The sequence below is a fragment of the Streptomyces sp. HUAS 31 genome (assembly GCF_028198125.1).
Taxonomy (GTDB): domain Bacteria; phylum Actinomycetota; class Actinomycetes; order Streptomycetales; family Streptomycetaceae; genus Streptomyces; species Streptomyces chartreusis.
Genome location: NZ_CP116353.1, coordinates 73,047 through 87,183, shown reverse-complemented (window position 1 = coordinate 87,183; position 14,137 = coordinate 73,047). Strand labels below are relative to the sequence as shown.

The 14,137-nt window shown below is 69.1% G+C and carries 10 protein-coding genes; 5 read left to right on the top strand and 5 right to left on the bottom strand.

Features of this window, described 5'->3' with window-relative positions:
- Window positions 1-20: 20 nt before the first annotated feature.
- The 3 genes from PGH47_RS00355 to PGH47_RS00345 form a co-directional block, all read right to left on the bottom strand.
- Window positions 21-641 carry a DUF7691 family protein gene (locus PGH47_RS00355; protein ID WP_271661644.1) on the bottom strand — a complete coding sequence of 207 codons (621 nt, stop codon included), beginning with the start codon at window positions 639-641 and terminating at the stop codon, window positions 21-23.
- Window positions 638-2,161: a hypothetical protein gene (locus PGH47_RS00350; RefSeq protein WP_271661643.1), complete on the bottom strand. Its 1,524-nt coding sequence runs from the start codon at window positions 2,159-2,161 to the stop codon at window positions 638-640. Before PGH47_RS00350 ends, PGH47_RS00355 begins: the two co-directional genes overlap by 4 nt.
- A gap of 166 nt (window positions 2,162-2,327) precedes the next feature.
- On the bottom strand, window positions 2,328-5,336 hold the full coding sequence (locus tag PGH47_RS00345; RefSeq protein ID WP_271661642.1) for a family 16 glycoside hydrolase: 3,009 nt from the start codon (window positions 5,334-5,336) through the stop codon (window positions 2,328-2,330).
- A gap of 259 nt (window positions 5,337-5,595) precedes the next feature.
- Between PGH47_RS00345 and PGH47_RS00340 the strand changes: the two genes are divergently transcribed.
- The 4 genes from PGH47_RS00340 (at window position 5,596) to PGH47_RS00325 (ending at window position 11,004) form a co-directional block, all read left to right on the top strand.
- On the top strand, window positions 5,596-6,489 hold the full coding sequence (locus PGH47_RS00340; protein WP_271661641.1) for a LysR family transcriptional regulator: 894 nt from the start codon (window positions 5,596-5,598) through the stop codon (window positions 6,487-6,489).
- 227 nt (window positions 6,490-6,716) lie between these two features.
- Window positions 6,717-9,077, top strand: a complete 2,361-nt coding sequence (locus PGH47_RS00335) for an arylsulfatase (RefSeq protein WP_271661640.1) — start codon at window positions 6,717-6,719, stop codon at window positions 9,075-9,077.
- An 83-nt stretch (window positions 9,078-9,160) separates the two neighbouring features.
- Window positions 9,161-9,964, top strand: coding sequence for a formylglycine-generating enzyme family protein (locus PGH47_RS00330; protein ID WP_271667931.1), 804 nt, complete (start codon window positions 9,161-9,163; stop codon window positions 9,962-9,964).
- A 68-nt stretch (window positions 9,965-10,032) separates the two neighbouring features.
- Window positions 10,033-11,004, top strand: a complete 972-nt coding sequence (locus tag PGH47_RS00325) for an ABC transporter substrate-binding protein (protein ID WP_271661639.1) — start codon at window positions 10,033-10,035, stop codon at window positions 11,002-11,004.
- A gap of 19 nt (window positions 11,005-11,023) precedes the next feature.
- Here PGH47_RS00325 and PGH47_RS00320 read toward each other — a convergent pair whose 3' ends face one another.
- Complete coding sequence (locus tag PGH47_RS00320) at window positions 11,024-12,475, bottom strand: aldehyde dehydrogenase (protein ID WP_271661638.1); 1,452 nt, start codon at window positions 12,473-12,475, stop codon at window positions 11,024-11,026.
- A gap of 53 nt (window positions 12,476-12,528) precedes the next feature.
- Window positions 12,529-13,368, bottom strand: a complete 840-nt coding sequence (locus PGH47_RS00315) for an oxidoreductase (protein WP_271661637.1) — start codon at window positions 13,366-13,368, stop codon at window positions 12,529-12,531.
- A 161-nt stretch (window positions 13,369-13,529) separates the two neighbouring features.
- Here PGH47_RS00315 and PGH47_RS00310 point away from each other — a divergent pair, with 161 nt between their 5' ends.
- Entirely contained in the window at window positions 13,530-14,081 is a 552-nt protein-coding gene (locus PGH47_RS00310; RefSeq protein ID WP_333937945.1) for a TetR/AcrR family transcriptional regulator, read from the top strand.
- Window positions 14,082-14,137: the final 56 nt, after the last annotated feature.

Below are 14,137 nucleotides of genomic sequence, written 5' to 3'. Positions count from 1 at the left end.
TCAGTCCCCCTGATCCTGTGTCAGGAACGGAAGCCGATGACCCCGAACCCCGGTCGTTCCTGCCCGTGCCTCATCCAGCCGAGGCACTGCATGACGGCGTCCACGACCTCGGGCTCCAACGGCGGTGCTTCCCCCGACTCGTCGACCGCCCGCTTGGTCGCCTCGAACTGTTCCAGAGCCTGGGCGATCTGACCGGGCGTCCACTCGCCGCAGCCCGGCGTGAAGGTGTACGGCAGTGGTGAGGGCAGGCCGCCGTAGCCGAACTCCTCGACGGACACCGCGGTGATGCCGAGAGCCTTCAAGCCCTGGTCGACGACCGACAGCCAGTCCCCGCGATGCGGTGTGAAGCTGCTGTTGTCCAGGAACGAGCCGGTGAGGGAACACAGCCGCTTGTAGGCATAGCCGTACTGAAAGGCGTGGTCCTCCTCGTCGCTGAAGGGCCCGCCATGGACGACCGCCCGCAGTGCCTCGTACGCCTTGGGGGCGCCCCGCTCGATCTCGTAGCTGAAGTAGTCGTCGTCGCGGGCCAGGGCGTCCCCAAACCTGTCGCTGATCACTTCCAGCAGCTGATCGTCACGGGATCCGACCAAGGCGCGCGTCGCGGCGACATCGAGCAGGTAGACACTCAGAGAAGAACTCATAGGACGAACCTACGGGATGCCACTGACATCACCGTGGGAGTCAGTGAGGGGTTGGAGGCTGCCGCCTCCGCCACCCGGTCGTCGTTGTCAATGAGGAGTTCCGCGATGACGGCCGGGGGCAGGTTCGGGTGGGCGGCGGCGAGAGGGCGGGCCCGCTCGTCGGTCAGGCAGGCCAGCAGCGCGGGTGCCGGGGCGTGCGGGTGCCGGGCGATTTCGCGGAAGACCTTCCGCACCGGAGGCTGATGCCGGGCCAGTTCCTCCAGCAAGGCGGGCGAGGCATCCGGGTTGGTCGCCACTTTGGCCACCACCTGGACTCCATGGCGGGCGACCATGGCGCGGAGGTGGGCGTCGGAGAGGCCCGGGTGGGGTGCGACGGACTTGGACACCTTGGCGTCGGGGTCGGCGGCCAGGGCGTCGCGGATCGCGGTCGGCAGGTCGCGTCGTTGGGCCGGGAGCATCCGTACCGCCGGGGCGCGCGATGCGGCCAGCTGCGCCGTCTCGTCCGGCGCGGCTGCCGCGATCCGCGGCAGCAGGGTTGAACCGATCCTGGTCGCTCGCGCCAGGTCGGCCAGCACGTCGAGCGGCACGTTCGGATTGTGGGCCAGTCGGCGCTGTACGTCGTGACCATGGTCGGCGGCCAGCACAGCGATGACGGTGTCGTCGATCGCGGGATTCTCGGCCAGGTCGGCCCGGACCCCGGGGATGGGGTCCTTGGCGAGTCGTGCGCCCACGCTCGGCGGCAGGTCCGGTCGGCTTGCGAGGGCGCTGCGCAGCAGCATGGAGGGGTGATCGGCGAAGGGGACTGCGGCGTCGATCGGGGTGGCGGGGTTGAGCAGCGCCATGCGCTGTATCTCGTGCACGGTCGACTGGTGAGAGCCGTCGCAGGCGGCGCCCGCGAGCAGATCGCAGTCGAGTCGTTGGCATGACGACTCGTGCACGAACGGCGTTTCCTCGCGATCGCAGACCAGGCACCGCTGCGCCGGTGGGATCCCTTCCCCGGTGATCAGCATCTCCAGCACAGTCGGCGGCGTCGACTCGTTGGCCGCTGTCGCGCGGCGCACCTCGGCGTGCGGGTGGCCGGCGAGCCTGGCGGCCGTGTCGGAGGTGGTCCAGAGTGCGAGTTCGGCGACCACCTGGATGTCCGGGTCGGCGGCGAGTGTCCGTACGACATGGGGTGGCAGGTCGGGGCAGGCGGCGAGTTTCTCCCGGACCCGGGTGGTCGGGTGGGTTGCCAGGAAGGTTGTCCACTCCTGGCGGCCGGCTCCTTCGTCGAGGAGGGCGAGTGCGGCGTAGGGCTGAACGCGGGGATCGATGTCGTCCGCGGTCAGCCTGCCCTCGTATGCCAGTTGGACGGCGATCTCGTCGCCGCGGGCGGCCAGCGTCGTAAGCTGCGCGGGAGTGAGGTCCGTGCGTGCGGCGAGCTCGCTGCTGAGGTCGGTGTCGGCGATGGTGATGAGCCGGTCGAGCAGTTCGGGTGGCAGGGACGGGTTGGCGGCGAGTCCGTGCAGGACGTGGTTCACGGGCACATCCTGGTCGGACTTCCGCCGGATCGCTCGTGGATTTCGAGGTGGGGGCGCGCCCACGCGGCTGCGCAGGCGCGCCCCTTCCTTGCCGCTGCTCAAAGCTCAGCGGCTCCACGCCGCTCCTCATAGCTCAGCGGCTCCACCCAGTGTCTTGCCGATCCTCCTAACTCAGCGGCTCCACCCAGATGTTGCGGTACCGCACCTTGTTGCCGTGGTCCTGGAGGCGGATCGCCCCGGCCGACGGTCCTTCGGGTCGGCCGCCGCCGGTCGGGCCGTCGATCGTGATGTCGTCGTGGATCTTCTTGCCGTTCCAGACGACGGTGACCCGCGCGTCGGCCGTCTTGTTGCCGTCGGCGTCGAAGGGGGCCGCTCGGAAGGTGATGTCGTACGTCTGCCAGGTCTCCGGCGCTGTTGCGGCGTTGATGTCCGGAGCCTTCTTCAGATAGATCGCGCCGGCTTCGTTCGTGTCGAGCGTCGTGTCACCGAAGGAGTCGAGGATCTGGAGCTCGTACCGGTCCTGGAGGTAGACGCCGCTGTTGCCGCGGTCCTGGCCGGTCACGTCGTCGGGCAGGAGCGGGACGCGGAACTCCACGTGCAGCTTGAAGTCCTGGTAGGCGTCCTTCGTGCGGAGATCGCCGCAGCACACCTCCATCGACTTCTCGTCGGTCAGCGGCCATTCGACGGTACGTCCGTCGGTGTGCTGCCACTGACTCTGTGACGCGGCGGTGCCGTCGAAGAGGGAGGCCCGGGCGCCGTGCGGGCGGACGGTGATCAGGTCCAGGTTGACGTGGCCCGTGTCGCCGGAGTCGAAGCGGTAGGCGATGGTGTTCTTGCCCGCGCGCAGAGCGACCCGTTCGGACTGGGTCGACCAGGTGTCCCAGTTGCTCGTCGAGGCGAGCTTGGTCTGTCTCAGCTTCTGCCCGTTGGCGTACAGGGAGAGGGACTTGGTGCCCTGGAAGGGGTTGGGTCCGTTGGAGTAGCGCAGGTTGACGTCGTAGTCACCGGCTTTGGGGACGGTGACGTCGAAGGTGGTGGCGACCTTGCCCTCGGTGGCGTAGCGATCGACGAAGCCGCTGCCCGAGAAGCCGGGGTGGTCGGTGTTGATTCCGGCCGTGCCGGTCAGCCGTGCCTCCTCTGCCTCGTACAGCGTCGCGGGTGGCGGCTGCTTGCCCGGCAGGGCGTTGAGCGTGTACCAGGCCTCCGTGCTCCACAGCGTCTCGCCGGACGTGGACGCGAAGGGGCGTGGTGAGCGGACATGGACGACGTGGCCCGGCTTGAGGCCGTCAAGGCGCAGGGAGACCGTGCGGCCGTCGTCGGACAGGGTCGCTGAGCGGACATCGAGCCGCCGCTCCGCGATCTTCGGGCCTCCGTAGTCCGACGTGGGGGTGTAGCGCCACTGCTCGGCCTGGTAGTGGGAGGCCAGCTTCTCCGCGGTGGCCTCGGACAGCGGCTGGGTGTACTCCAGGTCGAAGCCGCCCGGGACTGCGCGCATCTCCTTGATGTCGAAGGTGTTGCCCCCGTTGGGGGTCAGCTTCTGGAGGCCGAACTTCAGCTTCCCTTCCTGGCCCCAGTTGCCGTCCGCGCCGAGCCCGCCCGCGTAGACGGCACCGTCCGGGCCCATGGTGATGCGGTTGACGCCGGCTTCGAGTCCCTGCGTGTAGCGGAACACGGCGCCCTGGTACTGGCCCTTCACCTTCTCCAGATAGGCGCGCTGGAGCCCGCCGTAGGTGACGTCGCCGAGGAGCATCTGCCCGGCGAACCGGCCCTTGGTCAAGTACAGCGGTGTGCTGGGGGAGTTGGCGATCTCGTTCTGCGGCAGCCACAGCACCGGTTCGGTCACCGAGCGGTCGTCGAAGGGGCCCGAGGGCTCTGTGTAGTGGTTGAAGAAGCGGTCCTGCTTGATGTGTACCAGCTTGGACGCCGGCAGCCAGCCGCCTTGGTTGTCGGTGGTGAAGATGTCGCCGCCGGGGCCCCAGCCGATGCCGTTGGGGGTGCGCAGACCGCCCGCGATCGGCTGGATCTTCCCCGTCTTCTTACTGATCTTGTACGTGGTGCCCCGGCCGGGGGCGGGCTGTGGGGTCGTCGTCGCGCCGCCGTAGTTGATGGCGACGGACAGGTTCACGTAGAAGTAGCCGTCGCGGTAGAGCAGCCCGAAGGCGAACTCGTGGAAGTTGCCGCCGTAGGGCCAGGTGGCGACGGTCCGGTAGTCGTCGGTGACGAAGTCCCGGTTGGTGTCGACCAGTCGGGTCAGCTCGTGCTTCTGCGACACGTACAGTGACCCGTCGACGTACTTGATGCCCATGGGCTCGCGCAGCCCGCTCGCGATCTTCTTCACCGTCACCTTGTCGCGACTGGTGTCGCCGGTGACGTTGTCGAGGAGGTACGCCTCGCCCTTGGTCTCCTGTGAGCCGCCCCAGGTGGTGATGGCCAGGCGTCCGTCGGGCAGCCAGTCCATGCCGGTGACCTGCGGCTCGAAGCCGTCCGGGCGCAGGTCGGTGAGGGTGAGGTCGGGGCGTGCGTCGGTCAGGGGCAGACCGTCACCCGGGCTGTCCGCTCCGGACTCGCACTCCTTGCGTCCCGGGGCGGTCACCCGCACCACTCCCGCGTCGGTGCTCAGTGCCTCGCTCGGCACTCTGGTGAAGTCGTTCGCGGACGGCGGCTTCCAGGCCAGTGCCAGGCGCTGCTCGCCGCCGCGTTCGAAGTAGTCGATGCGGAACGGGTGGGACCCGGCGGTGAGTTGGACGGATCCGTCCTTGGGCTCGGCGCCGTGCAGTCCGTCGTGGTCGATGACCGTCCGGTCGTCGATGGTGAGCCGGGAGCCGTCGTCGCTGGTGAGGCGGAACGTGTAGGACCCGTCGTCGGGGATGACGAGGTAGCCGGACACCTCGGCCGAGAAGTTGTCGGCGAAGCCGCCGAAGTCGCCGGTCGTGGACCAGTCCACGGTCGGCATCAGCTTGTCGTGGTTGGGCGTCTGACCCGGCTTGAGCTTGCACAGCTTGCTGAGCGGGACCTGGGTGTCGAACACCCGCAGGGTCACTCCCGGTTCCTGGGGCGGGATGTCCTCGGGAGCCGCGGCGGACGGTGGCGCCGTCCACACGCCGCCGATGAGGAGGCTTCCGAGGAGCAGGGGGGTGAGGCGTCTTCGGGCATGGCGGAACCACCGTTGATGCATCGGTCCTCCAGAACGGACCGGAGGCCGCCGGATTGCACTCCGGTCGAGATACCCACTGCGCGGGGAGCGCGCAGAGGTGGTACTCGTGCGGTTGAGCGAAACCGTAGGGGACTTTCGCTGAGCGCGTCCATACTTTGTCATCACCGAGTTCAAAGTCCCGTCGGTGATCCGGTACCGCACCGAACCGCGGCTCGATGCAGACTGTGCGTGCCGCTCGTGCGGTGGCCCCTGGACGTGCACAGACCCGACGGAGACCCGGATGGAACGACGTCAGCTGGAGTACTTCATCGCGGTCGTCGAGCACGGCGGTTTCACGGCCGCGGCCGCCGCGCTCCATGTCGCGCAGCCCTCGCTGTCGCACGCGATCCGGACGCTGGAGCGTGAATGCGGCGGGAAACTCTTCCACCGGCTCGCCCAGGGCGTCTGTCTCACCCCCGCCGGTGAGGCCCTGGTGCGGCCCGCCAGGCAGGTCCTGCGCGACCTGTCCACCGCGAGTTCCCTGGTGCGGGAGGTCCTCGGGCTCAGCGGCGGCCGGCTGGACATCGTTTCGCAGACGACGCTCTCGGTCGACCCGCTGGCCGACATGCTGGGCCGCTTCCACCGTGCGCATCCGAAGGTCAGCGTGCGTGTCGTCGATCCGGAGCGTGGACCCGCCGTGGCGCAGATGGTCGCCGCCGGGGAGTGCGAGCTCGGTCTGGTGGACGCCTCGGTGCCCACGGCGGACCTCAGCGGGATCGACCTGCCGGAGCAGGAGATGCATGTCGTGCTGCCCGCCGACCATCCGCATCCGGCGGGGGACACCATCACCTCACGTCAACTGGCGGCGCTGGACCTGATCGTGACACCGCCGGGCACCGAGACGCGGGCGGCCGTCGACGACGTGTGCACCGCGCTCGGCGTCGCGCCACGCATCGCCGTCGAGACCGCGCACCGCGCGATGATCGTGCCGCTCGTCCTCTCCGGCGTCGGCGCCGCCGTACTGCCCGCCTCCATGGCCCGGGACGCCGCACTGCGCGGGGCGCGCATGCTGTCCCACCGACCGCGACTGCTGCGCCACGGTCGACTGGTCTGGCGCTCGGGCCAACTCTCCCCGGCCGCCGAGGCGTTCGTGAACCTGGCGTCCGAACCCGCCCGGGACGGACGTACCCAGTAGGTATAGAAAATCTCTACCGCCGTCATTCAAAACCGGTTCACGCGAATTCAAGCGGCCTCGTTGACCCGCCCCGACGACGACTGACACCTTGGCTTCATCGCAGGCCGGGACGCCTTCAAAGGCCCCAACAACGCCGTACGGAGCCGGTATTCAGGCTGCGAGAAGAGCCTGCGATTTCCCCGAAGAAGGTGTGAATTTACCGCCGGGTCATCGAATCGGAGAATTGAATGACTGAGTTCGACGCGGGACGGCACATACTTCCGCGGCCGGATACCCGCCGCCCGCTGACGGCCGCCATGGACGTGCACGACCAGGACACCGCCTTCACCCCCATCGGCCCGGTCCCGCCGCCCGACGGCGCTCCGAACGTCGTGATCGTGCTCGTCGACGACCTCGGGTTCGGTACCTCCAGCGCGTTCGGCGGGCCGTGCGACATGCCGGCCGCGGAGCGACTCGCGGACAACGGGCTCCGCTACACCCGCTTCCACGTCACGGCCCTGTGCTCACCCACCCGCCAGGCCCTGCTGACCGGACGCAACCACCACTCAGTCGGCATGGGCGGCACCACCGAGATGACCACCGCGGCCCCCGGATACAACGGCTTCCGGCCACGCAGCGCGGCGACCATGGCCCAGATCCTCCAGGGCAACGGCTACAGCACCGCCGCCTTCGGCAAATGGCACCAGACCCCGCCGCGCGAGATCAGCCCGGTCGGCCCGTTCGACCGCTGGCCGACGGGGGAGGGGTTCGACACCTTCTACGGCTTCATGGGCGCCGAGATGAACCACTGGTACCCGCTGCTCTACCAGGGCACCACCCCCGTCGAGCCCGGGCGCCGGCCCGAGGACGGCTACCACCTGTCCGAGGACCTCGTCGACCACGCCATCGACTGGGTGCGCACCCAGCGCACACTGACTCCCGACCGGCCGTTCTTCACCTACCTGGCGCTGGGCGCCGCGCACGCCCCGCTGCACGTCGGCCGCGCATGGCAGGAGAAGTACCGCGGACGGTTCGACCACGGCTGGGACCGGCAGCGCGAACTCACCCTGCAACGGCAGCGGGAACTCGGCGTCGTCCCCCCGGACGCCGAACTCGCGCCCTGGGCCGAGGGCGTGCCCCACTGGGACGACCTCAGCGACAACCAGCGCCGGCTGTCGGCCAGGTTCATGGAGACGTTCGCCGGCTTCACCGAACACGCCGACGTCCAGGTCGGCAGGTTCGTCGACGCACTGGAGGAACTCGGCGAACTCGACAACACGCTCTTCCTCTACATCCTCGGCGACAACGGCGCCTCGGGAGAGGGCGGCATCGAGGGGACGATCGTCGAGCACCGCCTCGGGCACGGCGTGGTGGACGACCCGGACGAGATGATCGACCACCTGGACGAGATCGGCGGCCCGCTCAGCTACCCGATCGCACCGGCCGGATGGGCGCTGGCCCTGAACACCCCCTACCAGTGGACCAAGCAGGTCGCCTCGCACTTCGGCGGCACGCGGGACGGCATGATCCTGCACTGGCCACGCGGGGTCCCCGAGCGCGGCGGACTGCGCCACCAGTTCTCGCACGTCATCGATGTACTCCCGACGATCCTGGACTGCGCCGGCATCCCGGCGCCGTTCAACGTGGACGGCGTGCCCCAGCAGCCCATCGAGGGCACGAGCATGCAGCGCACCCTCACCGACCCCGACGCGAGCGAGCACCGCCGGACCCAGTACTTCGAGATGTGCGGCAACCGGGGCATCTACCACAACGGCTGGATGGCGGTCACCCGGCACGGCATCCCCTGGGAGATGGTCCCGGACCAGGACCGGCGGTTCACCGACGACGTCTGGGAGCTCTACGACATCGACCACGACTGGAGCCAGGCCCGCGACCTCGCCGCCGAACACCCCGAGAAACTGCGCCGGTTGCAGGACCTGTTCCTCATCGAGGCGGCCAAGTACCAGGTATTCCCCCTCGACGACCGGGTCACGGAACGCGAGAACCCCGCGATGGCAGGCCGTATCGACCTGCTCGGCGAGCGGACCTCCGTCACCTACCGCGCGGGCATGCGACGGTTCACCGAGGAGACCACCCTCAACGTCAAGAACCGCTCGCACAGCATCACCGCGGACGTCGACCTGCCCGACACGGACACCGACGGCGTGATCATCTCCCAGGGCGGCCGATTCGGCGGCTGGAGCCTGTACGTCACCGACGGCAGGCCGGCCTACGCCTACAACTACTTCGGCATGAACCTGTACACCGTGCGCGGCGACGAGCCCCTGACGCCCGGACGGCATGAGATCCGCCTGGAGTTCGACTACGACGGCGGAGGCCTCGGCAAAGGCGGCACCGCCGTGCTCCTCGTCAACGGCGAGAAGCACGCGAGCGGACGGGTCGCGCGGACCATCCCGTACTACTTCTCCTTCGACGAGACCCTCGACGTCGGAGTCGACCTGAGCACCCCCGTGACCGACGACTACCCCGCCCTCGACAACGAGTTCACCGGCACCATTCACACGGTCCGCATCGACCTGGACGACCGCAGCGCCGCGTCGTCCGAGTACGACGGAGGACTGCACCGGCGTGTGATGGGGGCGCAGTGAGCTGCTGCACGCCGTCCGGCGGCCGGGACACACAGCGGACCGCCCTCCGTACGCCGGCCGCCTCCCGGACGACGACCGACGGCATGGTCGCCATCCCCGCCGGCACGTTCCTCATGGGCAGCCAGGACGAGCTCGCATATCCGGCCGACGGCGAGGGCCCGGTCCGCACGGTGCACGTCGACGCCTTCTGGATCGACGCCCGCACCGTGACCAACGCGCAGTTCGCGGAGTTCGCCGCTGAGACCGGGTACCGCACCTCCGCCGAGCGCATCGGCTGGTCGTTCGTCTTCGCCGGGCTGCTCCCCGACGACTTCCCGCCCACCCGGGCGGTGGCGGCCGCCCCCTGGTGGCGCCAGGTCGAGGGCGCCGACTGGCGGCGTCCCGACGGACCGCAGTCCACCTGGGAGATGCGGCCTGACCATCCCGTCATCCACGTCGACCGGGACGACGCCCGCGCCTACTGCGCCTGGGCCGGTAAACGCCTGCCCACCGAGGCGGAGTGGGAACGCGCCGCCCGCGGGGGACTGCACGCGAAGGTGTTCCCCTGGGGCGACGAGTTCGAGCCCGGCGGGCGACCCCGCATGAATGTGTGGCAGGGCGACTTCCCCGACCGGCACCCCACCGTGGACGGCTGGTACGGCACCTGCCCCGTCGACGCCTTCGAGCCCAATGGCTTCGGCCTGTACAACACCACCGGCAACGTCTGGGAATGGTGCGAGGACCGGTTCTCCCTCTCTCACGGCGAACGCCGGTACGTCACCAAGGGCGGCTCCTACCTCTGCCACGCCTCTTACTGCCGCCGCTACCGGGTCGCCGCCCGACAGGGCCTCTTCGCGGACTCGGCGACCGGAAACGTGGGATTCCGGTGCGCCCTGGACATGACCTGACCCCCCTTCACCCCACCGTCCCCACCATCCGCACGGCGCGAGACGCCCGGCGCACAAGGAGCAGGACCATGGCACAACGAGCAAGAAGGTGGCGTTCAGGCGCCGCGGCGACGGCCGCACTCGGCCTTACCCTGACCGCGTGCAGCGGGGCGAAGGTCGGCGAGGAGAACGCGGGCGCCGGCGGTGGTCCGGGGGAGTGCGGCACCTTCAACCTCGCGGTCAGCCCATGGGTGGGCTACGAGGCGAACGCGGCCGTCATCGCTCACGTCGCGGAGAAGGAACTCGGCTGCGAGGTCGTCCAGAAGGACCTCAAGGCGGAGATCGGCTGGCAGGGCTTCGAGTCGGGCGAGGTCGACGCCATCGTGGAGAACTGGGGCCACGACGACCTGAAGAAGAAATACATCACCGAACAGAAGACCGCCGTCAATCTCGGCCCGACCGGCAACAAGGGAATCATCGGCTGGTACATCCCGCCGTGGATCGCGAAGAAGTACCCGGACATCACCGACTGGCGGAACCTCGACAAGTACGCCGCGAAGTTCAAGACCTCCGAGTCGGGCAGCAAGGGTCAACTCCTCGACGGCGACCCGTCGTACCAGACCAACGACGAGGCCCTGGTGAAGAACCTGAAGCTGGACTTCAAGGTGGTGTACGCGGGCAGCGAGACCGCCCTGCTCCAGGCCTTCCGGGACGCCGAGAAGAACAAGAAGTGGGTGATCGGCTACTTCTACGAGCCGCAGTGGCTCTTCTCGGAGGTGCCGCTGGTCCACATCGACCTGCCCAAGCACACTGCGGGCTGCGACGCCGATCCCGCGAAGGTGGCCTGCGACTATCCGGTGTTCGACCTCGACAAGATCGTCAGCACCCGCTTCGCCAAGTCCGGCAGCCCGGCCTACGACCTGGTGAAGAACTTCACCTGGACCAACGACGACCAGAACACCGTCGCCAAATACATCGCGCTCGACAAGATGACACCGGAGGCGGCGGCGAGGAAGTGGGTCGAGGCGCACCCCGACAAGGTGAAGGCGTGGCTCGGATAGAGCCGGTGGGAGCCCGTGCTCATCGGTTGCGGGTGATCGTCTTGTGCTCGACGTAGCCGGTCAGGCCGACCTTGCCGTACTCCCGGCCGATACCGCTCGACTTGAAGCCGCCGAACGGCCCGTCGAAGCTCATCGGGGCCCCGTTCAGGCTGACCGTGCCCGTGCGCAGCCGGCGCGCGACGGCGAGGGCCCGGTCGGGGTCCGTGGTCCAGATGCCGCCGGACAGGCCGTACTCGGAGTCGTTGGCGATGCGGACGGCGTCGTCCTCGTCGTCGTAGGCGATGACGGCCAGGACGGGGCCGAAGATCTCCTCCCGGGCGATCCTCATGGAGTTGTCCACGTCGGCGAACACGGTCGGTGTGACGTAGTTGCCCTGCTCCAGGCCCTCGGGGACCTCGGGACCGCCGGTCACCAGGCGGGCGCCCTCCTTGATGCCGATGGTGATGTAGTCGATGACGCGCTGCTGCTGGTCGCGGCGGATCATCGGGCCGATGAAGGTGTCGGGGGCGGACGGGTCGCCGACCTTCAGCGACTCGACCATCTCCTTCACCGCCGTGACGACCTCCTCGTAGCGGCTGCGCGGGGCGAGGATGCGGGTCTGGAGGATGCACGCCTCGCCGTTGTTGCCGAGCGCTCCGAAACGCAGGCCCTGCATGGCAGCCTCCAGGTCGGCGTCCTCGAGGACGAGAGCGGCGGACTTGCCGCCGAGCTCCAGACCGACCCTCTTGAGGTGCTCACCGGCGATGGAGGCGATGCGCCGGCCGGCCCGGGTCGACCCGGTGAACGAGATCTTGTCGACCCCGGGATGCGAGACGAGGTACTCGCTGGTCTCCCGGTCCGCGGGAAGGACACTCAGCACGCCCTGCGGCAGGCCGGCCTCATGCCACAGCTCGGCCATGAGCGTCATGCTCAGGGAGTTCTCCGGTGACACCTTGAGCACGACCGTGTTGCCGGCGAGCAGCGCCGGCACGAGCTTGGCCGTGGCTGCGGAGAACGGTGAGTTCCACGGGATGACCGCGGCGACCACGCCGATCGCTTCGCGCCGCACGATGGTGTCGAAGCCGACCGACGGATCGGCGGGCTCCACGACCTCCTCCCACCCGAACTCCTCGGCCGCCTTGAGGTAGCCGTTCACCTGGCGCGTCAGGAACGGCTGACCGGCCTTGGTGAACCAGCCGGCGGAGCCGTTCTCCTTGGAGATCACCGCGGCGATGTCGTCGGCGCGTGCAGCTCGCAGGGCGTCGTAGCGGCGGATGATCTCCTGTCGCTCGGCGGGCCTGGTGTGCGGCCAGGGCCCCCGGTCGAAGGCCTCGCGGGCCGCGGACACGGCCGCGTCCACGTCGGCGGGGGCGGCCTGCGCCACACGGCCGAGGACGGACTGGTCGTGCGGCGAGAGGATGTCGAGCAACAGCTCCGGGTCGCTGGGAGCGACCCACGAGCCACCGATGTAGAGCTTGTCGTGAACGGTCATGATGTCGGGTTCCTTGAGTGCGTTGGGCCTGTGGCAGGGCTAGGGGGTGAGGGTCAGGCGGCGGGGTAGTCGGTGGAGCGGCTCACATCGGCCCACTTCCGGGCCTCGGTCAGACGCGCCTCCTCCGACTCGACGGCGATGCCTAGGGCGTCAGTGCCGAGGAGGAGCCGGCGGGGCGGTTCGTCGGCGTCGATGGCGCGGATGATCGCTTCGGCCATGCGGTCGGGGTCGCCGGGTTCGTTTCCGGCGTACTCGCCAAACCTTCGCTGCCAGGCGCCGACGGTCGACTCGTAGTCAGGGGTGACGGGCCCCGAGGGCTCCGCCGCTCCCTCCGCCCAGCCGGTACGGATTCCGCCGGGCTCCACGATGGTCACCTTCACGCCGAAGGGGGCCGCCTCGTTCGCCAGGACCTCGGAGAAGCCCTCGACCGCGAACTTGGCCGTCTGGTAGGCGCCCAGTCCGGGCGTACCGCCCACCCGTCCGCCGATGGACGAGATCTGCACGATGTGCCCGGACCGCCGGCGCCGCATGACCGGGAGCACCGCCCGCGTCACGTTGACGACGCCGAACAGGTTCACCTCGACCTGCGCGCGGAACTCGTCCTCGTGAAAGTCCTCGATCGATCCGCTGGTGGCGTAGCCGGCGTTGTTGACCACGACGTCGATCGAACCGAATCGCTCGACCGCCGCGGCCACCACGTCGCGGACCTGCGGCGGAGACGTGACATCCAGCGCGACCGTCTCGATCCGCTGCGGATACGCGGACCGCGCGGACGCCAGCGCGTCCGGCTTGCGGGAGGTCACCACGACCCGGTCGCCGGCCTCCAGCGCCGCGAGGGCGAGGGCCTTGCCGAGGCCCTGCGATCCGCCGGTGATCAGCCAAGTTCGTGACATTGGGGATACCTCATCTCGTGGCTTTGCCGCCCAACGGACAGCGACTCCACTGTAGACGTTTTTTCGATAACTGCAACATGGATGTTGCAGTAACTGGGTGTGTTGCATCCCGGCATAGGATGTTAGGTGGCTGAACATCCACGATCCCGTAGAATCAGTCGATGATGAGAGCTGACGCCGCGCGCAATCTGAACGCCGTACTCAGGGCCGGAGCCCGCCTTCTGGCGGAGGACCCGAGCACATCCATGGCGGCGATCGCCTCCGCCGCGGGCGTGGACCGCACCACGGTCCACCGCCGGTTCGCGAGCCGTGAAGCACTGCTCAGCGCGGTCTTCCAGGCAAAGCTCGACTCCGCTGAACGCGTCCTGGACGAGGCGCGCCTCACGGAGGCGCCGGTGCCGGTGGCCCTGCACCGCTACGTGGAGGCGATCGTCCCCGTCAGCCGCGAGTGGCCGGTGGACACGCGCCGGATGATGCAGCAGGACCCGGAGGCCCGCGTCCGGCGCGAGGAGCAGAGCGCCCGGCTGGATGCGTTCATCCGCCGGGCGATCGACGAGGGCTGCCTGGGGGGAGATGCCGACCCGGCCTGGGCGCGAGCGGTCCTGGACCAGCTCGTCGACACCGTCGCCCACAAGTTCCACGACATGAAGCCTCCACAGGCTGCCGACCTCGTGGTGGGGACGCTGTTGGGCGGGCTCGGGGCGGAGTCCTGATGACGGCTGTCGCCAGGGTGCGGCCCGGCGTTCGACGGCACGTGACGCCATTGCCG

Excerpts from the sequence above, each read along its gene's own strand:
- PGH47_RS00335 (WP_271661640.1), top strand. The coding sequence starts at position 6,717 with ATGACTGAGTTCGACGCGGGACGGCACATACTTCCGCGGCCGGATACC.
- PGH47_RS00340 (WP_271661641.1), top strand. The coding sequence starts at position 5,596 with ATGGAACGACGTCAGCTGGAGTACTTCATCGCGGTCGTCGAGCACGGC.
- PGH47_RS00325 (WP_271661639.1), top strand. The coding sequence starts at position 10,033 with ATGGCACAACGAGCAAGAAGGTGGCGTTCAGGCGCCGCGGCGACGGCC.
- PGH47_RS00315 (WP_271661637.1), bottom strand. The coding sequence starts at position 13,368 with ATGTCACGAACTTGGCTGATCACCGGCGGATCGCAGGGCCTCGGCAAG.
- PGH47_RS00310 (WP_333937945.1), top strand. The coding sequence starts at position 13,530 with ATGATGAGAGCTGACGCCGCGCGCAATCTGAACGCCGTACTCAGGGCC.
- PGH47_RS00345 (WP_271661642.1), bottom strand. The coding sequence starts at position 5,336 with ATGCATCAACGGTGGTTCCGCCATGCCCGAAGACGCCTCACCCCCCTG.
- PGH47_RS00355 (WP_271661644.1), bottom strand. The coding sequence starts at position 641 with ATGAGTTCTTCTCTGAGTGTCTACCTGCTCGATGTCGCCGCGACGCGC.
- PGH47_RS00330 (WP_271667931.1), top strand. The coding sequence starts at position 9,161 with ATGGTCGCCATCCCCGCCGGCACGTTCCTCATGGGCAGCCAGGACGAG.
- PGH47_RS00320 (WP_271661638.1), bottom strand. The coding sequence starts at position 12,475 with ATGACCGTTCACGACAAGCTCTACATCGGTGGCTCGTGGGTCGCTCCC.